General features: G+C 56.6%; 22 protein-coding genes. 7 read left to right on the top strand and 15 right to left on the bottom strand.

Going from position 1 to position 24,204, the window contains the following annotated elements:
• The first annotated feature begins 145 nt into the window (after positions 1-145).
• The 5 genes from AC2FLA_RS11230 (at position 146) to AC2FLA_RS11210 (ending at position 6,553) form a co-directional block, all read left to right on the top strand.
• Positions 146-1,585: an alanine/glycine:cation symporter family protein gene (locus AC2FLA_RS11230; RefSeq protein ID WP_496722230.1), complete on the top strand. Its 1,440-nt coding sequence runs from the start codon at positions 146-148 to the stop codon at positions 1,583-1,585.
• A complete protein-coding gene (locus AC2FLA_RS11225) occupies positions 1,563-2,522 on the top strand; it encodes a glutaminase (RefSeq protein WP_496722228.1) in 960 nt (319 codons plus the stop codon). Before AC2FLA_RS11230 ends, AC2FLA_RS11225 begins: the two co-directional genes overlap by 23 nt.
• A 255-nt stretch (positions 2,523-2,777) precedes the next feature.
• Positions 2,778-4,445, top strand: coding sequence for a sulfatase-like hydrolase/transferase (locus AC2FLA_RS11220; RefSeq protein ID WP_496722226.1), 1,668 nt, complete (start codon positions 2,778-2,780; stop codon positions 4,443-4,445).
• Positions 4,446-4,507: 62 nt separating this feature from the next.
• The gene (locus tag AC2FLA_RS11215) at positions 4,508-5,752 is read left to right on the top strand and encodes a DUF3179 domain-containing (seleno)protein (protein WP_496722224.1); all 1,245 of its coding nucleotides are present in this window, start codon (positions 4,508-4,510) and stop codon (positions 5,750-5,752) included.
• A gap of 105 nt (positions 5,753-5,857) precedes the next feature.
• On the top strand, positions 5,858-6,553 hold the full coding sequence (locus AC2FLA_RS11210; RefSeq protein WP_113790019.1) for an outer membrane protein: 696 nt from the start codon (positions 5,858-5,860) through the stop codon (positions 6,551-6,553).
• A 20-nt stretch (positions 6,554-6,573) separates the two neighbouring features.
• On the opposite strand, the gene AC2FLA_RS11205 is transcribed toward AC2FLA_RS11210, so the two are convergent.
• The 13 genes from AC2FLA_RS11205 to AC2FLA_RS11145 all read right to left on the bottom strand — a co-directional run bounded on the left by AC2FLA_RS11205 (position 6,574) and on the right by AC2FLA_RS11145 (position 17,811).
• Entirely contained in the window at positions 6,574-7,299 is a 726-nt protein-coding gene (locus AC2FLA_RS11205) for an MbnP family protein (protein WP_496722222.1), read from the bottom strand.
• Positions 7,299-8,420: a cytochrome-c peroxidase gene (locus tag AC2FLA_RS11200; RefSeq protein WP_496722220.1), complete on the bottom strand. Its 1,122-nt coding sequence runs from the start codon at positions 8,418-8,420 to the stop codon at positions 7,299-7,301. Before AC2FLA_RS11200 ends, AC2FLA_RS11205 begins: the two co-directional genes overlap by 1 nt.
• 15 nt (positions 8,421-8,435) lie before the next feature.
• On the bottom strand, positions 8,436-9,734 hold the full coding sequence (locus AC2FLA_RS11195; protein ID WP_472723047.1) for a hypothetical protein: 1,299 nt from the start codon (positions 9,732-9,734) through the stop codon (positions 8,436-8,438).
• Positions 9,735-9,897: 163 nt separating this feature from the next.
• Positions 9,898-10,455, bottom strand: coding sequence for a sulfopyruvate decarboxylase subunit beta (gene comE / locus AC2FLA_RS11190; RefSeq protein ID WP_058275427.1), 558 nt, complete (start codon positions 10,453-10,455; stop codon positions 9,898-9,900).
• Positions 10,452-10,958 carry a sulfopyruvate decarboxylase subunit alpha gene (comD, locus tag AC2FLA_RS11185; protein ID WP_058275426.1) on the bottom strand — a complete coding sequence of 169 codons (507 nt, stop codon included), beginning with the start codon at positions 10,956-10,958 and terminating at the stop codon, positions 10,452-10,454. Before comD ends, comE begins: the two co-directional genes overlap by 4 nt.
• Positions 10,959-11,006: 48 nt before the next feature.
• Positions 11,007-11,417 (bottom strand): universal stress protein, encoded by a 411-nt coding sequence (locus tag AC2FLA_RS11180; protein ID WP_058279409.1) that lies wholly within the window; start codon positions 11,415-11,417, stop codon positions 11,007-11,009.
• Between the two features lie 23 nt (positions 11,418-11,440).
• Positions 11,441-12,421, bottom strand: coding sequence for a zinc-dependent alcohol dehydrogenase (locus AC2FLA_RS11175; protein WP_496722218.1), 981 nt, complete (start codon positions 12,419-12,421; stop codon positions 11,441-11,443).
• Entirely contained in the window at positions 12,418-13,179 is a 762-nt protein-coding gene (locus tag AC2FLA_RS11170; protein ID WP_496722216.1) for an SDR family NAD(P)-dependent oxidoreductase, read from the bottom strand. Before AC2FLA_RS11170 ends, AC2FLA_RS11175 begins: the two co-directional genes overlap by 4 nt.
• Positions 13,172-14,479 (bottom strand): histidinol dehydrogenase, encoded by a 1,308-nt coding sequence (gene hisD / locus AC2FLA_RS11165; RefSeq protein WP_496722214.1) that lies wholly within the window; start codon positions 14,477-14,479, stop codon positions 13,172-13,174. The genes AC2FLA_RS11170 and hisD overlap by 8 nt, the downstream gene beginning before the upstream one ends.
• Positions 14,480-14,491: 12 nt before the next feature.
• Positions 14,492-15,820, bottom strand: a complete 1,329-nt coding sequence (locus AC2FLA_RS11160; protein WP_496722212.1) for a TRAP transporter large permease — start codon at positions 15,818-15,820, stop codon at positions 14,492-14,494.
• A gap of 11 nt (positions 15,821-15,831) precedes the next feature.
• On the bottom strand, positions 15,832-16,344 hold the full coding sequence (locus AC2FLA_RS11155) for a TRAP transporter small permease (RefSeq protein WP_496722210.1): 513 nt from the start codon (positions 16,342-16,344) through the stop codon (positions 15,832-15,834).
• A 111-nt stretch (positions 16,345-16,455) separates the two neighbouring features.
• Positions 16,456-17,601, bottom strand: coding sequence for a TRAP transporter substrate-binding protein (locus tag AC2FLA_RS11150; protein ID WP_496722208.1), 1,146 nt, complete (start codon positions 17,599-17,601; stop codon positions 16,456-16,458).
• A gap of 24 nt (positions 17,602-17,625) precedes the next feature.
• Positions 17,626-17,811, bottom strand: coding sequence for a hypothetical protein (locus tag AC2FLA_RS11145; protein ID WP_113789729.1), 186 nt, complete (start codon positions 17,809-17,811; stop codon positions 17,626-17,628).
• A 139-nt stretch (positions 17,812-17,950) separates the two neighbouring features.
• Here AC2FLA_RS11145 and AC2FLA_RS11140 point away from each other — a divergent pair, with 139 nt between their 5' ends.
• Entirely contained in the window at positions 17,951-18,976 is a 1,026-nt protein-coding gene (locus AC2FLA_RS11140) for a LacI family DNA-binding transcriptional regulator (RefSeq protein ID WP_496722206.1), read from the top strand.
• On the opposite strand, the gene AC2FLA_RS11135 is transcribed toward AC2FLA_RS11140, so the two are convergent.
• Complete coding sequence (locus AC2FLA_RS11135; RefSeq protein WP_496722204.1) at positions 18,973-19,944, bottom strand: LysR family transcriptional regulator; 972 nt, start codon at positions 19,942-19,944, stop codon at positions 18,973-18,975. The genes AC2FLA_RS11140 and AC2FLA_RS11135 overlap by 4 nt on opposite strands.
• 89 nt (positions 19,945-20,033) lie before the next feature.
• Positions 20,034-22,469, bottom strand: a complete 2,436-nt coding sequence (locus AC2FLA_RS11130; protein WP_496722202.1) for a GcvT family protein — start codon at positions 22,467-22,469, stop codon at positions 20,034-20,036.
• Between the two features lie 185 nt (positions 22,470-22,654).
• Here AC2FLA_RS11130 and AC2FLA_RS11125 point away from each other — a divergent pair, with 185 nt between their 5' ends.
• Positions 22,655-24,175 (top strand): trimethylamine methyltransferase family protein, encoded by a 1,521-nt coding sequence (locus AC2FLA_RS11125; RefSeq protein ID WP_496722200.1) that lies wholly within the window; start codon positions 22,655-22,657, stop codon positions 24,173-24,175.
• Positions 24,176-24,204: the final 29 nt, after the last annotated feature.

Raw genomic sequence — 24,204 nt, 5'->3', positions numbered from 1 at the left:
TTAAATCAATTGTATATCTCGGGACGTTTCGCCGATTTTCGGGTTTGAAGCTTGACTCGACAACCCTCCCTTCGTGCATGATGGACGAATAAGCATCGTATTTTAGCTGCTTTTTCGAACGGTCTAAGTTCTCAGGAGGCGGACGATGGAAGCAATTGTTAACGGCATTAACTCTATTCTTTGGAACTACGTCCTGATCTACGGATTGCTCGGCGTCGGCATATTTTTCACCATTCGTCTGGGTGCGCTGCAGTTTCTACATTTCGGCGAGATGATCCGCGTCCTTACCTCGTCCAAATCCACTGACAAACGCGGAATTACACCGTTTCAGGCACTGACCGTTAGTCTGGCGTCACGCGTTGGCACCGGAAACCTGGCCGGTGTCGCCGTGGCTTTGACCCTGGGTGGCCCCGGCGCAATTTTCTGGATGTGGATCGTAGCCTTGGTCGGGATGGCCACGGCTTATTCCGAAAGCACACTGGCGCAACTTTACAAGGTCACGTCTTCGAACGGGCGGTTCCGTGGCGGTCCTGCTTTTTACATGGCCAATGCCCTGAACGCGCCCTGGGCCGGGGTGATCTTTTCGATCTGCCTGATCGTCAGTTTCGGCCTGGTTTTTGTCGCCGTCCAATCCAACTCAATCGCTGAGGCGTTCGAAGGCGCGTTCGGGTTGAACAAATTGATTGCTGGTCTGGCGCTGGCGGCTGCGGCTGCTGTGGTCATCTTTGGCGGCATCCGAACCATTGCGCGATTTGCCGAAATCGTCGTGCCGCTCATGGCCGGGCTTTACCTGTTGTTGGCCTGTGTTGTCGTTGTCCTGAACCTGCCACAGGTGCCTGCAATGCTGTGGTCTATCGTTGCAGGAGCCTTTGGCCTTCAGGAAGCCGCAGGCGGCGTCACAGGTGGCGTGATGGCAGCAGCGCTCAATGGTATCAAGCGCGGGTTGTTTTCAAACGAAGCTGGCATGGGCTCGGCCCCCAATATCGCGGCTGTTGCCACACCGGCTCCGCACCACCCGTCGAGCCAGGGTTTGGTTCAGGCGTTTGGCTGTTTCGTGGATACGATACTGGTCGCCACCGCGACAGCATTGCTGATCCTGCTGTCTGGCGCCATCGAACCAGACGGGGCCACCGGTATGCGTCTAACTCAGGATGCGGCAGCGGTCCATCTGGGTGAGATCGGCCGCCATTTTATCGCAATCGCAATCGTGTTTTTTGGCTTTACGTCGATATTGGGCAATTACTCATACGCAGAAAACGCCATGACGTTTCTGAAGCTGGAAGGCAAAGTGCCTATCTACATCTTGCGCCTGAGTTGTCTTGCCATGGTCGTCTGGGGCGCGGTGCAAGCGGTCAGCACAGTGTTCAATTTTGCAGATGCAGCCATGGGCGTAATGGCAACCATCAACCTGGTCGCCATCGTGCTGCTATCGGGCACGGTGTACAAACTGACCGTGGACTATTTCACACAGCGCAGACAGAATCTTGAGCCCCGCTTTGTGGCACGCAAATTCCCTGAATTTGACAAAGGCGTGGATCACTCAGTCTGGACGGAGGAGGCATATGCCGAGACCCAGCGTGGTTGAAACCGGTGAGTTGCAGGTCATTTTGGATGACATCGCCGATCGCGTTGCCGGCATGTCGGAACGCGGGAAGGTCGCCCAATATATTCCCGAACTTGCCAGCGTTGACCTGAACCAGTTCGGCATCGTTGTCGCACCCATTGACGGCGCGCCTGTTTCGGCCGGAAATGCGGACACGCTGTTTTCCATTCAAAGCATTTCCAAGGTTTTTTCACTGACAGAGGCCCTGCAACATGTGGGCGCGACCCTTTGGCAACGTGTGGGGCGCGAACCTTCGGGCGATCCGTTTAATTCAATCGTCCAGCTCGAACATGAACGTGGAATTCCCAGAAACCCGTTTATTAACCCCGGCGCCATCGTCGTGGCCGACGTTCTGCTAGAAGACCGAAGCTCTGATGAGGCGGTCGAGGATGTACTGAACCTTTGCCGGACGCTCGCAGAGGACCCGTCCATTCAAGTGGATAAAGCCGTTGCAGACTCCGAGATGCGGACAGGGTCCAGAAACAGGGCACTTGCGCATTTCATGAAAGCCGAGGGAAACCTAAAAGCGCCGGTCGAAGATGTTCTGTCGCTGTATTTCCGCCAATGCAGCATCGCCATGTCGTGCCGTCAGTTGGCGGTTGCGGGCCGTTATTTGGCCGCCGCAGGCCAGAACCCGGCAGACGGTTCAACCGTTCTGTCCGCGCAGCGCGCGCGCAGAGTGACTGCGCTGATGATGATGTGCGGATCTTATGATGCCTCGGGCGAGTTTGCATTCCGCGTCGGACTTCCTGCCAAAAGCGGTGTCGGCGGCGGCATCCTGTGTATTGTTCCAGGCGTCGCAGCCGTCACAGCCTGGAGCCCGGGACTGGACGCAAAAGGCAACTCTCATCTGGCCAGCATTGCATTTCAGGAACTGGTCCGCGCAACCGGTTGGTCAGTGTTCGGACCAAGTGTTTGACGAACAGAAACACGCCGTTCACCCACGCAGCTGCGCTCATACATTTCGCGTGGTTTTGCGCAACCTTCCGGGGTTCCTCCCGTCAACCGCTAAGACACGTGGCATACGGCCGGCATGTGACGGACTTTCCCATGAAATCGAGAGGTAGCCTCCACCCGGCTTTTGCAGCGTAGCGTTTCAACAGCAAATATAATAATGTTTCAATATGACAAACAGCCTGCGCTGTGGAGTCGGCATTCTGAAGGGGAGATTAGAATGAAATTGCAGTGTGTTTTTGTGTTGTCGATGGGCTTTGCCGCCTTATCAGCTGAAGCGCAGGAAAATCCAATTCAACACGATGCGGAATTCTATATCCTTCAAGCACAGCTTGGATCGCAATGGGCCCAGGATGACGCGGCCGTTGACCAAGCACTGGCTGCGTTTCGGGAAAGTAACGGTGGAAACCCTCCAAATATCGTCAGTGTACTGATCGATGACTTGGGCTTTGGGGATATGGGCATCCCAGAGCTGAATGCAGTACGCGGGTATGAAACACCGAACATTAATGACTTCTCGGATCAGGCCATGCGGATGGTTCGGATGTACACCGAACCATCGTGCACGCCGACGCGCGTGGCACAAATGACCGGACGCCTGCCTGTCCGTATGGGTATGGGGAACACACAAGTTGATATTGCCGGAGAAGGCCTGCCGGGTGGCGAAATTACACTCGCTGAAGTGCTTAAGCAGGCCGGCTACTCCACGAGTCATGTTGGCAAATGGCATATGGGTGACATTTCAGAAAGCTGGGCAATGAATCAGGGGTTTGACTATGCCCAGCATGCGATTCATCAGCAGGGGCAGTTAACCATATTCCACGATGACGCGATTAAGGAGCAGGTTTCCGTAGCCATCAACGATTATGACGACAAGTATACTGTCGACAAGTGGTTCCGCCCCGACGCCTCGGCCATGATGACCGTGATTGAAGGCGTGGCCGGGGGTCCCATCCGCGAAATTAGGATGAAACCCGGCGAACGTTGGAACGCGGCCAAGTATGACGAGATGAACCAAGCCTTCCAAGACAAGACCATGGAAGAACTAGAGCGCTTGGCTGGTGGCGAGGATCAGTTCTTCCTGCAATACTGGCCGATGATCCCACTGGACAACACACGGACCGGCCGGACCGGACCAAAAAGCGCAAATGGCGGCCTTTATGTCGACAAAATGCAGCTACTTGACCAATGGCTTGGAGATCTCTTTGCCAAGATTGACGAGCTTGGATTGGCTGAGAACACCATCGTTATTGTAATGGGCGACAACGGCCATTTTACCAAATATTCACCGCAATCTGGGTTCACACCGATGATCTTCCGTGGCGGCAAGGCCGACACCACTGAAGGTGGCGTACGAGTTGACGCCTTTATCCGATGGCCCGGCATGATCGAAGCGGACGGGCTGCTCAACAGTATCATCCACGTCTCGGACCTTTATACCACCTTGTCGCGCTTTGCCGGTGCTGATGAGTTCATACCGCGCGACCGCCTGATTGACGGAGTGGATCAATCCGCTGCGCTACTTTTCGACGATGAATCCAAATCGCGTCGCGATCACGTGATCATCTATTCGGACAAAAAACCCGAGGCGATCGTCAAGGATCAGCTCAAACTCATCTTGCCGCCTCCGGGCAAGAACCCGATCGCGGCCAAGTTCTTTGACCTCTATCGAGATACTCGTGAAGAATTTTCAGTCTCGACCGAGGTTGGCGCATGGGGCGGCCAGGAATTTGTGCGCATCTTGGGTCGTCACATGGCACGAAAGGAAAAATTCCCGGATGTGCCTCCAGCATATGGCGCGCCCTATGAGGGGATCGAAAACACCCGCCCCGAAACCCAGCTAGCCGTAGATGCGTTTCTCATAAAACGCGCGGCACCACAGCAATAATCCCTGACCGCCCGCAGTTTTCCCGCAGGCGGCCTATTGGAACCCGAAAATAGGATAACCATATGGCAGGAAACATCATTTTCGCTCTGGGTTTAGTCGTTTCACTGGGTATCGGGTTCGTCTATTTCCGCGATCTTGGCGACATTTCGCAAATGGTGCTTAAGGTTAAACGCAAAAACATGATCCGGTTTATCCGGCACGAATACCGCCTGATCGCAGTGGGGTTGAGCGGATTTGCCATCGCTACGCTTGCGCATTTCATTCTGGGCGGCGGCCCATTCTGGCTTTGGCTGGTCGCGGCGCTGCTGGTTCTGGTTTTGTATGGCTTTCCCTATGTGTGGGTCCATCTGGGGCTGAGGAATCAACTCAACACTGCGGCCTACTTTCCCATTTCCGAGGCGCAAAAATTCATCGGCCCGACTGCGCCGGTCATCGTTATTGAAAACAATGGTCACGCCCGCGCGCACCCCGATGCGCAAATCATGCGGCCCCATTTGGCCGGCAATGCCGACGGGTTGGGTGGCGAAGATATCGTCATGACCTTTTGCGCGATGGCCAACCTTGGGCAAGGGTATGCCCCACGCATCGATGGCAACCGGCTGGATCTTGAAGTTCTGGCCCAACATGGCAACAACCTGATCCTGCGAGACAACGAAACCGGGGAACCCATCCAACAGATCTATGGGTTTCGCGAGGCGGATCGCGATACTGGCGCGGATGGGCCCGCCTGCCCTGTGCGCCCCGAAGCAAAGATGCAGCCCTGGCCCACGTATCGGATGACGTTCCGCGGATTTCAAAAAGCGTTTCCCGATGGCGAGGTGTATCTGAACAAGCCCTCGCCGAACCCGTTTTTGCGGCTGCTGGATATGGTGACGGAAATTACGTTTGGCTGGGGGATCGCGCGCCAGCATCAGGAAGATGCGCCCGTCATGGACAATATGGACCGATCGGACGACCGGCTTCCGAATAAGTCCTATGTCTGGGGGATCACGATCGGCAATGATGCCGCCTGCTGGACCGATGATTTCGTGGTCGAGAACGACTGGATCGTAAACGCAAATGTCGGTGGACGAGACGTGGTTGTCAGTCTGGACCCAAAGTACGAAAGCCTTGGCGTTTGGTACAATGACAAAGGCCAGCCAATCACCCGCTGCGATTTCTGGGGGATGTCGGATCAGGGAAAACTGCAACGCGTCGAGACCCTGCGTGCCGGTGTATTCTGGCATGTCTGGTCCGAGTTCTTTCCGGAAACCGATATCAACCGTGTCGGTGCGCGCGTACAACTGTCTGGCGAAGCCGCTGAATGAGTGAGCAATCAGATCAGATTGCCAAATTGGAACAAACGGAGGATCAAAATGGTCTTTAAGAGGGCAATAACAACCGCTGCGTGGGCCGTGGCGACCTGGATTCCAATGACAACTGCCGCTGTGGCGCAGCAGTCCGATTGGTCCTATGAGGCAACAATTTACCTGTTCATGCCTGAAACGGAGGTTACGCAGGAAACAGCCCGCGGCACCGTTGATGGAACGCTGAGTTTCTCTGACGCGCTAAAAAATCTCGATCTGGCCTTCATGGGCGTCTTTGGTGCATCGAACGGGCGCTGGTCACTATTGGCCGACTACAACTATGTGGACGTCTCTTTCAGCAACGACACGCCCGGTCCGGCAAGTTCTGGTCTTGAAACCTCTCTCACAACGCAATTTTTCAGCGGCTATGTTGGGTACCGGGCTTATACTACAGATACGTCCTACGTGGACTTGGTCGGCGGTTTCCGCTGGTTTCGGACGCAGACCGATTTCACCGTCCTTCCCGGAGCAGCCCCCGGCCGGTCCGTCAGTGTCGATGAAAGCTGGACAGACCCGGTCATCGGTGTCCGAGCCCGCGTCGCGTTCAACGACAGGTGGTCCGGCACTGGCTTTTTTGACTACGGCGGCTTCAGCAGCGACAGCGAAACATGGCAGGTCTTGCTGACTGCGGATTATGAAATCAACGACAGGTGGGTGATCCGCGGCGGCTATCGCTATATCTCTTTCGATCACGAGATTGACGGCAACGATTTCACGTTTGACCAATCCGGCCCGTTGATCGGCGCGACCTATCGGTTCTGAGGGGCTTGCACGATCCGAATTCACCGAAACATCGGGGTCATCATGACCGCGTAATTGTCGGCCAGCATGGCGGCGTCTTCGCGGTTGAATTTGACTGATGAGAGCTTACGCAGGTCGACTTGCGTGGGCCCGTCAAATAGCTTTGCAACATCGACGTTCACGTGCAGGTCGACATTGCCATCAGAACCGATATCCGGTGGCAACTGGATATCGACCTCTCGCGCGTTTTCCGAAAACCCAACGTGATAGACCAACGGCGAGACCTCTTCGCCAATCCGCAGCGTTCCTTCCATCACGACGAATTTATAGCCGACCTCCCAATTCCATGCCATTTGACTGTTGGGATCAAGATCCCCGCGCGCTTGGATCGAGCCATTGGCTTCTAGGTCTACGCCGATCATGAAACGGACGTGTTCAATGCTGCCCAGAGGAATGTCGATCAGCCTGATCGAATGGGTTGTTTCCGGATTGTCGAACCGGAGCAGATAATAGCTGTCAGGCTGAGCAAACAGTGCCCCACCCTGCGAGAGGATCAGGTTGCTGAGGTAGAGCCGAAAGTCACGAACCCTGAACGTGCCGGGCCCGCCGGGGTTTTCGTACAAGAACTCATTAAATACCAACGGATCGTCACCCATCTTCGCGTGAAAGGTCAAAGTGATCGACGTGGTGCGCTGAGGACCAAGAGCAAAGTACAGCGCTCCGCTAACGACCAACAGTATCGCAAGCCCCGTCATCCAAATACGCATCAGCCGTCTCCTTCGAAAGGATTGGAAAACTGTGTGTTTGTCAGAAAACCCTCATCCGTCAGCGTGTGCAGGAACGCGATGATGGACTGCACCTCGTCGGACGTCATCCGCAGGCCCACAGTGTCTTGCCCGGCCTCTGGTGCATTGTCGGCCTCAAGGATCAAAGGGCTGAGCGTATCGCTGACGACAATCCCGTCATTGTAGTGATCCATGACCTCTTCTAACGTCTCGAACCGACCATCATGCATGTAGGGCGCGGTTACAGCGATGTTGCGCAGCGTTGGCACCTTGAAGAAACCCTTGTGCGCCGGATTGCCTGTCACGGCCATCAGCCCATCCGGCAGGTCGTCATCGGAATCCAGCCCATTGTTTGAAAACCCATCCAATGCGTCCCGAAACCCGGAAGTCAAAAACTGGCTGTGGCAGTCGATGCAGTTCCCACCACGCAATGAAACCTTTGTGTCCGGATGCGCCATGAACAGTTTGCGGCCATGTTCTTCCTGCGCGCTCAATCGCGCTTCGCCACGCAGAAACCTGTCGTATTTTGATTCTGATGAGATCAGCATGCGCATGAAAGTCGACAACGCGCGGGCCACGTTTTCGGCGCTGATTTCTCCGTATGCCATGCGGAACATCCGGCGATAGTCGCTGGATGCCTGCAATTCAGCTACAAGCTCTTCCAAGTCCTGATCCATCTCGTCCGGGTGTTGAATCGGCATCAGCGCCTGCGCTTCCAACGACGTTGCGCGACCGTCCCAGAAGAACCGCTCTTGGCCCCAAAGAAGGTTGGTCAAACTCATGGAGCTGAACTCCAGCTCTCCGCCCGACAATGCGGGCGACTTTGCCAGACCATCAGTGAAGGCAAGGGCCTGCATATGGCATGTCGCGCAGGACACCTGATTGTTGCCGGACAGGACGGGGTCGTAGAACAGGTGGCGCCCAAGGGCGAAGGCCTCTTCCGTCAGCGGGTTGTCCGGGGGCACAGCAAAGCGTCCAAATACGAAGGGCGCCGAGAAGCCAGCAATCGGCGTTGCCGTGGGCCCGCGTGCGCGGTCCCAGAAGGCCCACGCCGTCGCAGCGATCACCACGGCGACGGCCGCCGTCAAAAACACCCGAAGCATAACGCCCCCAGAGCATTAATGGTGGTGCACAAAACCCGAACCGAACAGCCCTTCAACGTTGTCCACACCTTTGTTGTAGCGCTCTTTGAAATTGACCTCGGCGATACGTTCGCCGGTCTCAAGATCATGGATCGTGATCGTGTGTGCGCTCAGGTCGGCAATGAAATCCACATCCGTTGGGTCGTCATCAGCCGCGTTGCCCAGATTGAGCAGGTTATTCTGAACGGCGATCAGGTCCCGGCCCGAAGCGGACGTGAAAAAGATCATGTGATGTGCACCCGGGTCGGCAACGATGTCCGGCCCGCTGGACACAAGCTCGGGCAGTGCAGCCAGTTCATAGCGCTTCACGACACCCGGTAATCCATGAGAGATGAACAGTTCATCTTCAGTGCCATAGAATTCCAGCGGAACTGCGGTTTCATTGGCCACGCCACTATATATGACTTCGGCTTCACCAAAGGTTTTGGAACCGGCGTCATAGGGGATTTTCCAGGTCTCGAACCCGAACATCGTATTGGCCAGAATGGCCGGTTCAATGTCAGCATGCATGTCAGGCCGTGCGAACAGCACCTCGACCGGTGAAGACGGAAAATCCAACGGCTTTTCGTTTTCCACCACGATGTTTTGGATGGGTTCAAGCGTGTTGAGGTCTATGATCGTCAACACATTTCCCACCCCAGTCGCCATATCGGGATGTATCGTCGAGGTGACCACCATGCGGTCGTCGAACGCAGATATCCCGTGTGGGTACATGATATATGGCTCACCCTCGCCAACTTGGCTTTTGCGTGCTTCGATAATTTTGACCACCTCATTGGTCTGAGTGTCGAAAACACCGACCGAGCCGCCATCATCGCCTCCAGTGCCACCCATGAAGGTCACGAACATATACTCCTGACCGTTCGACGTGGCCCACATGATGTCCTCGCCAACGATCTGCCCTTGGGTATCCAGACAGGTAAAGCCCTCAATCACCGGCGTTCCGCTGGAATCGCGGGACAGTCCAATTTCAGCCAGACTGCAGGATGGGTCCAACCCGGTCGAATAGAGACGCCCGTTCGGGCTGTAGTAGAGGTGATGCAGTGGATGCTGAATGTTAGGTTGCTCAACTTCGCTCAGTAGCTCTCCGAACTGATCAGATTCCGGATCCAGCTCGACAATCGCGATGCTGTGATTTGTATCCAACGTCGGCAAACCGCGCAGCAGAACCATGCCCTGACTTTCCTCGCGGGTCTGAGACTGCGCCGGTGTCAGAGCAACCATCAACAGCCCGGCACTGATAAGCACGCTTTGCGCAAGCATTTTGATTTTCATAATTCCCCCCTTGCGATGAAACTTCTAAAAACGATTTTGAAATTCACCTTACGTAGCGTCATATCACATTCAGGAAACTGCATCAAATTGGGGTGCGGTCGAGCACAAAAAAACGCCGCCCCGATCGGGACGGCGTAAGCGGAATACCTGCAGGTTGACTGCCTTATGACGCTTGGACGGCCTTCATAAAGCGGTCGCGGATCACAACCGGGTCCATCGTGATTACCGGCATCTTGGCATTGCCGCTTTCGCACTTGCTGACGATGATTGTCATTTGGCCGCTGTCGAGCGCTGCCTGCAATGCGGCGCCAGTGTCTTCGGCCTGGCACTCGACCACATTCTCGCACCCACAGGCCTGCGCCACAGCCGCCAGCGATGTCTTTTTGCCCGCGTAAGTCGGCTGATCCCCGGTCGACCCATAAGATCCGTTATCGACAATCAGCAAGATGTAATTGTCAGCCACGTTGTTGGCGATGGTCGGCAAGGTGCCGAGGTTGGTCAGGATGGACCCGTCACCGTCGATTACGATGACCGGCTTTGGCTGAGACAAGGCCAGACCCAGGCCGATGCTTGAGGCCAACCCCATTGTGCCCAGCATGTAGAAATTGGTGGGCTGGTCGTCGATGGCGTGCAGCTCCTGGCTGGGAATGCCGATGTTGCAGACAACCAATTGATCCCGCAGGATCGGCGCGATTTCTTTCAGGATTTCAGAACGGATCATTGGTCGCCATAGCCTCCCCAGAAATTGGCGTCGGTCAGAATGGCGACCGGCTTGTTGCACATGAAGGTGTATTTCAGGATCGCATCCAGCTCCTCGACATCTGCCTGATGATGGAAGTGGTAGGTCGGGATGTTCATCTGTGCCAGAAGCGCCTTGGTATGCACCGCCATCTCGACCTGGCAGGCGACGGGTTCGCGCAACTCTCCGCGGTATGAGATCAACATCGGCAAGGGCATACGGTAGTATTGGATCAACGTTGCCAACGTGTTGATGGTTACGCCGATGGCCGTGTTCTGCATGATGATCGCGGGGCGTTTGCCGCCCATCCAGGCACCGGCGCACAGGCCCATGCCCTCATCCTCTTTGTTCGACGGAATGTGAAAGATGTCTTCACGCGCGTCGATTTCGTCGATGACGCCGGCCAATTGCTTGCACGGAACCGTGGTGACAAATGAGATGTCGTTGGCCACCAGATCGTCGGTGATCTTTTTGTCTATGTTCATGTCCGATATGTTAGTCCTGTATGGGGCGCAATTAGCGCGATTGACGGGTTACAGCCCGCGGTGCACATGCACGGCGCAAGGCGCATGACGGACGACACGCGAGGCGGTCGATCCCAGAAAATAGTCGCTGACGCCCGGTTCGTGCGAACCGATGACGATGCAGTCAAATTTGTTTTGTGTCGCAAAGTCGATCACCGTGCGGGCCGTGTGACCTTTAACAATCTCGGCCTGAACGCCCTCAAGCCCCGAAACTTTTTCCCGCAACAAGGTGCGTGCCGCGCGAAAGCCTTCGGCGACGACATCCTTGTCGAGATAGGCACTGACAGAGCCCTGAGGCATCTCGTAGACATGCAGGGCCACGATCTCGGCCCCTTCCGCCGACAAGGCTTTGGCGATTTCCAAAGTGTGCGGCGAAATCCCATGATCCAGCGCCATTGGGACGAGAATTTTTTTATACATGAATACCTCCGTTTCTGCCTGGACTAGACCCAGGGTGCGAGGATGATCTTAGGTGCGGCCACGGCACCTTTTCGCAAATCGCGAAAGGCGTCGGCGGCGTCAGACAAGGCCCGTTCCTCTATCCAGTCCAACGAGCCCAGTCGGCCATCGAATATCGCCTGCGCGGTCTTCCTGAAATCCTCGGCAGTATAAGTATAGGTGCCGATAAACGTGATCTCCTGCAAGGTCATACGACGTATATCCAAACCGCCAGCATCCTCACCCAACCCAACATGCACGATAACGCCGCCCGGCTGAACGTGATGGGAAGCAGCAGCACGGGTTGCAGAATACCCCACTGCGTCAACAACCAGTGAGAACGTATCATCCGTGGCTTCAAACACATTGAAAGAGCCCAAACTCTGTAAATAGGCGCGCCGCATATCATTCGGTTCGATGATGACAATATCGTCAACGCCGGCCGCTGCCAGTGCCAAAGCTGCCGCCACACCAATCGCGCCGCCGCCAATCACCAACGCATCACGCGCCATTCCCTGATGCAGCGCCTCAAGGCCCAAACGAACCGCGTGCCAGCTAACCGCCAATGGCTCAGCCAGGGCGGCCTGCTGAAATGATACGTGGTCCGGCACCTCAACCAGATTTGCATCTGGCATGGCCACATATTGGGCAAAAGCCCCTTCACGCGGTGGCATCGAGATGATCTGCCGGCTTGGACACAGGTTTTCCCGGCCTGCCTCACACGCTGGGCAGACACCGCAGTTGACCAAAGGATTGATCGTTACGCGCGTACCGTCGCGTGGACCTCCAACAATCGTCCCTGCGGCCTCGTGGCCCAGAATAAGCGGTGCAGGTCGGCGCGCGTCGTGACCCAAATAGGCGTGCATGTCCGAGCCGCAAATCCCGACGGCCTCTACCCGGATCAGTTGCTCACCTATGTCGGGCGCGGCATCTGGCACGTCCTCGTAAGCCAAATGCTCAACACCCTGATAAACAAGCGCTTTCATTTCGCTGTAAACCCTCCATCGACCATCAAAATCTGCCCTGTGACGTAGTCGGACGCCCGTGAGCACAAAAACAGGATCGGCCCATCGATATCCTCCATCTGCCCGTTTCGGTTTATGCAAGTTTGCGCCGCGTTACGGGTTGCCCGGTCGGGGTCATCGAACACGGCCTGCGTCAGCTCGGTCGGGAAAAACCCCGGCCCGATGGCGTTTGCAGTGATGCCGTCGGCGGACCAAGCCTCGGCCATGGCCCGCGTCAGTTGCCCAACACCGGCCTTGCTGGCTCCGTATGCAATACCGCCCGGAAAAGCGCGCGTGGTCTGGAGCGAGGCGAAATTCACGATCCGCCCCCACCCCCGAGCTTTCATCGCAGGAACCAATGCCTGGCTCAGGAAGAACGGCGCGCTCAGGTTCAGCTCAAGCGTCTTGTCCCAGCCTTCGGCGGTTACGTCATCTGCCACTTCGCGCGTGTTAATACCCGCCGCATGCACAATAATGTCCGGCGCGCCAAAACTGGCTGCGACCTCTTCGGCGAGCGATGCCACGCGCGACCGATCGGCCACGTCGGCAACAACTGTGGCCACGCTGTCGCCCCCTTTAGCTTGCAACTCTGCCAATGCTTCCGGTCGGCGGGCTACACCGACGACGCACGCCCCCGCTGAGGCCAACACAAGCGCCGCACGACGCCCAAGGCCCGCGCTTGCGCCGGTCACGCAAGCGACACGCCCAGTCAGATCGAACAACGCGCGTGGATCATTCATCAGCGGTCAGGTTGAACTGTTCGTCAGGGAAATATTTGGCAAGGCGCACGTCTGCAGCCCGCGCATGCCCTTCCATGCCTTCCAGCCGGGAAATACGAGCGGTCGCCTCGGCAATGGATTTCGAGCCTTCGCGTGTAGCGCGCTGCCATGTGACGATCTTCATGTACTTGTGAACGCTCAAACCGCCGGTATAGCTGGCCGCGCCGGATGTCGGCAGAACGTGGTTCGTTCCGGTCGCCTTGTCACCGTAGGACACTGTGGTTTCTTCACCCAGAAACAGCGATCCATAGCAGGTCAACCGACCCAGCCACCAATCCAGGTCCTCGGCCTGAACGGTCAGGTGTTCGGGCGCATAATCGTCCGAACAGGCCGCCATTTCTTCACGATCTGAACAGACGATGACTTCGGCATAATCGCGCCACGCAGCAAAGGCGTTTTCCCGGTTGAGTTCAGGCAGATCCTCGATCAGTGCTGGCACCAGCTCCATGACTTTTTGCGCAAGCTCCCGGTCATCCGTCACCAACCAAACCGGAGAGTTGTAGCCGTGTTCCGCCTGGCTCACCAAATCGGTGGCAACTACATGCGCATCTGCGGAACCGTCCGCAAGGATCAGGCTGTCTGTCGGCCCGGCGATCATGTCGATGCCAACTTTGCCATAAAGAATACGTTTAGCCTCGGCCACAAACTGATTGCCTGGGCCCACAAGAATATTTGCGCTCGGCAGGCCGAACAAACCATAGGTCATGGCGGCCACGCCCTGAACGCCGCCCATGGCCAGAATACTGTCCGCACCGCAGATATGCGCTGCATACACAATCGCAGGCGCAACGCCTTCGCCTGGACGCGGAGGCGAGCAGGCCGTGATGTGGCGGCACCCGGCAACTTTGGCTGTAGTGACCGTCATGATCGCGCTGGCAATATGGCTATAGCGCCCGCCGGGCACATAGCAGCCAGCCGCGTCCACAGGGATGGCCTTTTGGCCAGCGACAAAGCCCGGGACAATTTCCATCTCAACGTCAGACACCGTGGATTTCTGCGTTTCAGCAAACCGGCGAACGTTATCGTGAGCAAACCGAATATCGGCCTTGAGCCTTTCGGGAACAAGCGCGCAGGCGGCCTCAATCTCATCGGCGGTCATCAACACGTTGCCGTCAAACTTGTCGAACTTGACCGCGTATTCCAGCGCTTTGGCATCCCCGCCAGCCTCAATGTCGGCAAGGATTGTCTTCACTGTATCATGCACTTCCGTTGCATGAGATTGAGCCGTTAGGGTCGCCTTTTTCAGATAGTCGCGAGGCATATTCAGTAGGTCCTATTGGTAGATTTCAGGAAGCAAAGTGGTCGAAACCGCCGGAACGTAAGCAATCAGAAGAACTACGATCAGCATTGTTAATACGAATGGAATAGCACGGGCCGCAATCTTCAGAATGGACTCACCCGTAATGCCAGATACGACGAACAGGTTCAGGCCAAGCGGCGGCGTGATAAACCCGACACCCAGCGCGGTAATCATCATGATGCAAAACTGAATTTCGTTCATTCCGATGTTATCGGCCAATGGTTTAAGGATCGGGGCGAGGATCACGATGTTGGGTGTCGTTTCCATAACGCAGCCCGCAGCAATCAGGATACCGATCATCAGCAGGATCAGCAGGTACGGATCGTCGGTCAGCGAAGTGATCGAGGCGACGAACCCCTGAGGCACGCCCATGATCGCCAGCGCCTCGGCCAGGGGGGCTGAAAAGGCAATGATCGGCAGGATCACCCCGTTCACCTTGGCTGAACTGACCAGCATCGACGGAAAATCGGCCAGTGTCAGGGTGCGCATGATGAAACCCATGATGATGGTGACAACCACGGCGGTGGCACCCGCCTCGGTCGGGGTCAGGCGACCCGAGAAGATGCCGTAGAAGATAATTCCGGGCACAATAAAGGCGTACCAGCCGGATTTCAGGGCCTTGCCCAAATTGGCCAGCCACTCGCCCATCGTCAACATGCCGCCACCCTCATAAGCGTAGAGACGGTTCATGATGATGTTGGTGACCAAGATCGACACCAGAATGGCCAGACCGGGGATCAGGGCGGCCAGAAACAGGGTCGACGCAGAAATCCCCAGCACCAGACCGATGATGATGTAGGCAATCGACGGAGGGATCAGGATGCCTGTACAGGCCCCGGCCGCGACCAAGGCGCAGGCGTAGGGGCGCGGATACCCGCTTTCGACCAACCGGTTGATGGTCATGCGACCGACAGCGGCCGCGCCAGCGGCATCCGAACCCGAAATGGCGGCGAACATGCCGCAAACCAGAACGGTGGCCGAGCCAAACCCGCCCTTGGCGAAGCAAGTCAGCGCCTCAGCCACATCCAGAAATTTACGTGACAAACCGGTACGGACCAGCACGTCACCTGTCAGGATAAACAGCGGCACGGCTGTCAGGGCAAAGGCGTCGATCCCGGTAAACAGGCTCTCGCCCACCAGGCTCAGCGGTAGATCGCCCGACATGACCAACATCACGATGGCAGCAGAACCAATCGCCGCCCAAACTGGAACAGCCATGGCGATCAGAACAACGAATAGGATGACGGGCAGGTAAAAATCCCAGCCCAATTCTACGGTTTGATTGAGCGTATTCCAGAGCATCTCAAATCCCCTCAGTCAAACAACTTGTCACCTTCGAAGACGGGCGTGCCGCCGCGAAGGGATTTGATGTCACGCATAAACGATTGGATCAGGCGCCAGATCATCAGCGCAAAACCGGTCGGCACCGCCATCAGGAACCAGACTTTGGACACCCGGAGGCCGTCAGTCACTGACCCGAACTTGGCCGAGACGTGAACCGCCTCATATGACCAGTAAAGCGCGATCACAGCGACGGCGAACATCACAAGATCGCCAAAGATGTACAGCAGAGCCTTGGGACGCGGCCCGAGGTAATGCATGACGACATCAATCCGGATATGCGCCCGTTCCTTGACCGCTGCCGCGGCCCCGATCCAGGCCAGATAGATGAAGGAATACCGGACGATTTCTTCTCCCCAGATCGAGGAATAAGCGAATATCTCGCGCCGCAGAACCTCGATGGCCATGGTGATGACCAGCATCACGTAGAACACCAGCAGCAGCCAGCGCTCAGCGTTGCGATCAATATTTCGGAGTAAGGTCATCGTGTTCCCTCGGCGACAGAACAGTCAGGCGCGGCCTTCTGTTTCGGGCCCTTTCAGGCCTGACTGCTGTTGAGTGATTGCGGACGTCTAAAAGACGCTCGCCGGTTTAGGTCATGCGTCGTGGACGTAGTACTTGCCCTGCGTCCCGGCCGCCTCGACAAGTTTCTCAAAGGCGTCCATCGACCCGGCCAGCTCTGTCTTGAACGGATCCCAATCGGCGTTTTGGTAGCCGCCAACGCTTTCCCACTCGGCCAGTTGATCCGCGTTGAGCGAGTGGAATTCCACACCGGTCTTGTTCAGCTCGGCCATAGCAAAGGCACGGGCCGAGGGAACTTTGGAAAGGTTCTGATGGCTGGTCATTTCCGAACCCCACATGATGCCTTCCTGAACGTCCGGCGGCATCGAATTGAACCATTCGAGGTTACACGAATAAACCTGACTGTCCGGAACGGCCTGCGTAAAGGTCACGTGGCTGAGGATGTCCTTGAAGCCAAACACATACAGCGCTCCGACCGACGGATCGAGCGCATCCGCAACACCCTGCTTGATCGCCGAGGGGGTTTCACCCCATGCAACAGGCGTCGGGTTTGCACCGACCATGCGGTAGTACTGCTGCAGCATTTTCGAGCCGGGTACACGGAATTTCACACCGCTCATGTCACCCGGCGTGATGATTGCATTACCGCCCTGACGCACGGCAACGACGCGTGGGTCGATCACCACATAGAAAAGGGCCTTGAAGCCTGCGGCCTCGACTTTGGGGTGAACTTCGCTCTGCCACGTATCCGAATGCACAAGGTTGGTGAACCGCTGGTTCGACCCGCACAGATACGGCATATTGATAAGGTCTACGGTCGACGCGAACGGGGCGAAGTTGGACAGCGAATGCTGCGCCGCCTGAATGGTTCCGCCCTGCACTTTCTGCACCAATGCACCACCGGCACCCAGCTGACCACCAGGCGCAAGCTTGACGTACACCTTGCCGTTCGTTGCATTCTGGATGTTTTCTTTCAGATCAAGCTGCATGATCGGATAGCTGCGTGACGCGCCCATTACATATGCGGTTGCGACCGTCATGACATGGTCCGCTGCCTTTTCACGCTCACTTTCTTCTTTGGCTGTCTGCGCCACGGCCTCGGACGACCAAAGGACGCCGCCTGCACCTGCGACCAGCGCTGCAGTGAATGACCCACTGGCGCTCAGCTTTAGAAAATTACGGCGTTCGACGGACGCCAGTTCATTTCTGTCGTTTTTCATTTAGTGCCCTCCCAAGCAAAAAATTCAGCCACCCTTTTTTGCGTCGCGGACAGCTTCCCTTTTTAGAATTGCGACAACGAACAGGATCGACGCCGCGAACAGAACCAACATCTCTCCGACGTCACCAAGAAAGGCGCTGTTTGCAAAAGCCCCCAGCGCCACGTTCGCAAAATAGATGGCAAACACGAGTGCGGACGCAGCCAGAAACATCTCTTGGACTCCCTTTTTAGATTCGGCCCAACGTCATTTGTAAGCGCTTACATGCAAAATGCAAGCGCTTACATAGTTACTTCCCTCTCACCGCAGTTGAGTTTAGAGTTATCAGCAAAAGCAAATTGTGAGTTTGGAAATGGCGAAACCCCGGTCGGCGCCGACACTGGATGATGTGGCAAAAATGGCAGGTGTTTCGACGGCTACCGTGTCGCGTTGCCTCAACAGTCCGGACCGGGTGGTCGAAGCGACCCGTGAACGCGTGCAGTCCGCAGTTGATGCGCTTGGGTACACGCCAAACTTTGCAGCCCGCGTAATGGCGGCCAAGCGGTCGTTCACCATCGGCGCGATCATTCCAACCATGGAAAACGCGATTTTTGCGCGGGGCCTTCAGGCCTTTCAGGAGGAACTGCACCAGCGCGGCTATACGCTTTTGGTTTCAAGTTCGGCCTACAAACCGGAAATCGAAGAAGAGCAAATCCGGACCTTGATTGCGCGTGGGGCCGACGGGTTGCTGCTAATCGGGCATGACCGCGCTCCCGAGATTTATGACTTTCTGGACCAGCGGAATATTCCCGCTTTGGTCGCCTGGTCTTATCTGCCGGACTCCAAACTGCCTTCGGTCGGCTTTGACAATCGCGCGGCGATGTTCGACCTCGCCAGTCACGTTGTTAGGTTGGGGCACACTCGGATTGGCGTGATATCAGCTCGCGTTGACGGAAATGACCGCGCCCGTCTCAGGGTTCAGGGCATCCGAGAAGCAGTCGCTGATCGTGGGCTTGAGGCCAACAATCTGACCGTTATCGAAACGTCGTATGAAATCGAAAACGGCGCCAAAGCCTTTAGCGACCTGATGAATGCTGCCACGCCGCCGACAGCAATCCTGTGTGGCAATGACGTGTTAGCCGTTGGTGCTTTGCGACAGGCGCAAAAAATGGGGCTCGATGTACCCGGCGATGTTTCGATCACGGGCTTCGATGATATCGAACTGGCCCGGATCGTCTCCCCGGCGCTGACCACAGTGCATGTCCCCCACCGTGAAATGGGGCATAAAGCAGCCCTGCAATTGATTGAGATGGTCGAAAACCAAACCGCAGGGACTGGCGAACAACTGGCGACGAGAATTGTAAATCGACCGTCGCTTGGTAAGCCCGCGTCGGGCTAAGCCGCTTCGCCCTCCATCGTGCGGAAATCGTCTTTCAACCAAGGATGCTTGGCGCACATTGGGCGCGTAAAATGTTGCCGGATCAGTTTCACCATAACTTTCTGGATCAGTTCCGAGGTCGTCACGGGATACACTTCGGTTGTGAACAGCGACACGGTTCGCACGAAATTTCTGCCGGGAAACGGCATTGCTTTGACGCTGTTATGGAACCGCTGAGTCCGATGAAAACAGGCGGCCGTTGTGATCGCCCAACCGCTACCCTGGGCCACCAAACCGATGATCGACTGGTTGCATTCCAGTTCGAACCTGTTCGGCAAGCTGAACTTGCTACGCGCCAGCTGGATCTCGATTTGCTTCCCGATCACGTAGTCCCGAGAATATCGCAACAGGGGTAGATCCGCGTCCGGGTGAAACAACTCTTCTGGCGACCCTTCAAAACTGTTGGGCAGCACGACCAGAAACGGGTCCCGCATCAACGGGTATTCGATCAATCCTTCGGTTCGTCCCGGCGGTCGGGTGGCAACGCCTACATCCAGTTTGTGTTCCTGCAGCTTGGCGAGGATTTCGTGACTGGGGCGCGTAAAGTGACGAAAATTGCAGCGCGGCAAAGCCTGCGCCAGAAACCGAACCATATCAGGCGCGATCTGGTTGTCGAAATCGTCAATCAGTGCCAATCGCAAGTCGGTCGCGTGTTGCCAATTGCCCGTTCGGATTTCGGCTTCACCGCGTTTTAGAACCGTCAAACCGTCGCGGACATACCGCGCAAAGACCTCGCCCGCGGGTGTCAGGCCCATGGGTCTGCGCCCATGATCGACCAGCTCGATACCAAGCGCGTTCTCCAAGCTGCGCAGGTGGTTCGAGACCGTGCTGATCGACAGACCCGTTTCGGACGCGACCTGTTGAATCGATCCGGATTTGGCGATCAATTGGAAGATTTCCAGCCATCTCAGGCTCAGCGATTTGGACATGTGTGCCAATCATTGTTTCGATTTGCTCGAAACTAGCCAAGCAAAGATTTGACCGCACGGCAATGCTGAATTTGACTTTGGGTTCAGGCTTACGCCTTCATCCGGTCAAAGCCCGGGTCATATGGGCATGGTGGAATGACCGTTGCGCGCACACGCTGACCGCAACTGTCCAGATCCAATTCTCTGCCAATGTCCACAAAGGCGGGATCGACAAATGCATGTGCCAGATTCAACCCGGTGCGGTGACCCCATTCCCCCGACGTGACGGTGCCAACCACCTGATCCGCCTGCATTAGGGACGCGCCGGGATGTGCAGGACCCAGGGAAGCAGAGACCTGAAGTACGGCAAGCTTTTTGCAGGGACCCTCCGATTGCCGTTTCAACAAGGCATCGCGCCCGACAAAATCACCCTTATTCAATCGGACGAACCTGTCCAATCCGGTTTCAAACGGATCGAACTCGGTGATCAGGTCTGCTTTCCAATGAAGAAAGCTCTTCTCCATCCGCATCGATTCAACAGCCCGCGCTCCGAACAGTTTCAACCCGTGCGCCTCACCTGCCTGCCGCAACGCCAGATAGGCCGCGTAGAGCGAGGCGTTGGGCACGTGTATCTCATAAGCCAATTCACCGGAAAAGCTGAGGTTCATGACCGTAGCCGGAGCGATGCCAACGAAGCACTCGCGCACATTGAGCCATGGGAAAACCTCGGCCGACCAATCCCCTCGGGCGCAGGCCGACAACACGTCTCGCGCCTTCGGGCCAGCGAGGACCAATATGGTTTGGTCATTTGTCAGACTGCGCAGTTGAACGTCTTCATCGCCGTGCATGTGCTGACGCAACCAATCCATGTCATGAAATTCGCTTGCGGCGGCAGAGCCATACCAGACGCGCGCCTTCCCCCGGTCGCTGGCCGGTAGATTGGCGATCGTAGCCTCGGCTTTGATCATACCATGATGGTTCAGCAGGTATCCTAGCCCAACACGCCCCTCGCGCCGGGTCACAAGCCCGCAGAACATCCGGTCCAGAAAAGCATGCCGGTCGTTTCCAGTGATTTCGATCCGATTGAACCCGTTCACCTCCGCCAGTCCAACACCCGATTGCACATTCCGAACCTCAGCGGCGACCACGTCAAATGTTTCGTCAAAACCGAAACTATGCGTCGGCGTGAACTCCGGCGAGGGTTTGATATAATCCACCCTCTCCCACCCATTGACCACGGTGAACTCGGCCCCTTCCGCTGCCAGCACCGGTGTCAGAGGTGTGGTCTTGGCGGGACGCCCTGCAGGGCGATGTTCATGCGGAAAGTGGAACCGGAATTCGTTTTGATAATCTTCGATGGCCTTGAGCGCGGTCAATTCGACATTTGCATGACCAGTGAACCGCCGGGGGTCGAGGCACCACGTATCGTAGCACGCCTCACCATGAACGATCTGCTGGGCCAGCAACCACCCATGCCCACCCCCTTCACCCAGCCCTGCGCGCAGACCGATGATACAAAAGGCGTTGCGTTTGCCAGGGATTGGCCCCACCAGCGGAGCCCCGTCGATCGTATAAGTAATCGGCCCATTGACCACGGTGTGAATGCCAACCTCCATCAGCGCGGGCATCCGCGCGAATGCACCCTCCAACACGTCTGTCACGCGATCCAAATCGTCGGGGCAAAGGGCATTCACAAAGTTCGGATCAATCCCGTCCATGCCCCAGGTCTTGCAGTCCTGTTCGTAAAACCCGAGCAACAGCCCGTTCTTTTCCTGCCGGCAATAGTAATCGCTGATCGGACACCGCAGCAGCGGCATCCGGTGACCCGCGTCGCGTATCGCTTGAATCTCTTCGGTCAGGAAGTACTGGTGCTCCATCGACGAAACAGGATGATGAACGCCCATCATGGCGCCGACTTCGTTGACGCGATATCCGCAGGCGTTGACCACGATGTCGCAATCGATGTCACCATGCTCGGTCTGCACAGTCCAGGTGTCGTCGGCGTGCTGCACCAGACCAGTCACGGGTGTATTCCGATAAACTTCTGCCCCGGCCTTGCGTGCCCGGCGCGCCAAGGCCTGACACAGCTGAGCAGGGTCAATATCTCCGTCCAGCGGGTCCCACAGCCCGCCAATCAGGTTGTCGGTTGAAATCAAAGGGTGGCGGCGGGCGCATTCGTCCGCGTCAATCACCTCGAAGTGCACATCCATACCCCGCGCCATGGATGCAAAGTGGCGATAGCCCTGCATCTGGCCTTCGGTGTTGGCGAGGCGTATCCCCCCATCCCCGTGGTGGTAGTTGATCGGATAATCCGGATCGTCGGCTAACTCCTTGTACAATTGGATCGAGTGCGTTTTGAGGCCCACCATCGTCTGGTTCATGCCAAAGTTCGTCACCTGCGCGGCCGAATGCCATGTCGTGCCTGAGGTCAACTCGTTCCGCTCGACCAGCACCACGTCGGTCCACCCCTCTTGCGTCAAATGATAGAGGGTCGAACATCCGGCGATGCCGCCACCTATCACAACGACTTTGGTACGCGACTTCATTGGCTTTGCTCCGTAAGATTTCGTCCAAGTTTTGCGGAAGAAAAGGCTTAGGCGACAACTGCGCAAATGCGGGTGCAGGAAAATCGAAACTGCGATTGCGGATTCTGAAAAAGGCAATTCGCCTTTGATGCCGGGATGTTCCGCCCCTTACGGTGCAGGAAAGTGATAAAAAGGAATTGGACCGGATGTCATCAGAGGGTTCTAAACGCAGCGGCCGAAAAGCGCGGCATGCCCAGCGAGCAGCCAAACCGGTCGTAGACCCCTGCCCACCCGGCCAGAAGGGCGGCGCTTATAAACCTCTGAGCCAACGCGAGATCGAACAGATATACGATACAGCACTGCAGCTGTTGGAACGTTTGGGCATGGGAAACGTGCCAGACAAATTAGCGGCAGACCTCAAAACCGCAGGTGCGCAGGCGGGTCAGCAAGACCGGTTGCTGTTCCCGCGTGAAATGGTTCAGCGCGCAATCGATACAGCTCCCAAAAGTTTCGTGCTCCATGGCCGGGACGAAAACCGCTCGATCGAGGTTGGCGGCGACCGCGTGTATTTCGGCACGGGTGGCGCCGCCGTTCAAACGCTGGACATCGATAGCGGCCTTTATCGCCCCTCTACCTTGGCGGATTTGCACGACTTCACCCGATTGCAGGACACGCTGGCCAATGTCAGCTGGTTCACCCGATGCTGCGTGGCCACAGACGTACCTGATGTATTCGATCTGGACGTCAACACCGCCTATGCGCTGGTGCGCAATACGACCAAACCAGTGGCAACATCGTTTACTCTGGCCGAACATGTCGGCCCCATTGTCGAGTTGCTGGATATCGTCGCCGGAGGGCCGGGTGAATTCGCCAAACGCCCCTTCCTGAAAGCTCATATCAGCCCAGTGATTTCGCCACTGCGGTATGGGGAGGATGCGGTTGATGTCGTCTATGAATGCGTCGCCCACAACATTCCCATGTCGTGCATCACGGCCGCGCAGGCCGGTGCCACGGCCCCGGCAACTTTGGCCGGGTTTTTGGCGCAATCGCTGGCCGAGACATTGGCCAGCCTTGTCATGGTCTACGCGATCAGACCCGGATTTCCGATGGTGTTTTCCAATTGGCCTTTCATAGTAGACCTCAGGACCGGGTCTTTTGCCGGCGGCAGCGGAGAGACGGCTGTTTTGAACGCGGCCTCGGCGCAGCTCACGAACTGGTTAGGTTTGCCCTCGGGCGTAGCCGCCTCCATGACCGACGCAAAGGCTGTCGACGCGCAGTACGGCGTTGAAAAAGGCATGACATCGCTTGCCGCGGCACTGGCTGGGGGGAACCTGATCTATGAAAGCTCGGGAATGACCGCATCCTTGTTAGGCGCAAGTTTCGAGGGGTTTGTTCTGGACAACGAAATGCACTCACACACTTATCGGGCGCTGCGCGGGATTGAGGTGAGCGAGGAAAACCTGGGTTTTGACGCCATCTGCCATTCTGTTTTGGGGGACGGGCATTTCTTGGGAAGCGCGCAGACCTATGCGGCGATGGAGCGGGATTACTTTTACCCCGAACTCGCCGATCGACAGGAGCCCCGCACGTGGCAAAACGATGGTGCCAAAGACGCGTGGTCATCTGCCCGGCATCACGCCAAAGAAGTTCTGGCCAGCCATCACCCAGAATATTTGAGCGCCGAACAGGATGCCGAAATCCGGAAACGTTTCCGCCTTCTGATATAAAAACCACAGAGCATTCCCAACACTTCATT

Source organism: Ruegeria sp. CDSA033 (genome assembly GCF_059612305.1).
Note: the sequence above shows the minus strand (reverse complement) of the source record. Positions and strands in the feature narration are given on the sequence as shown.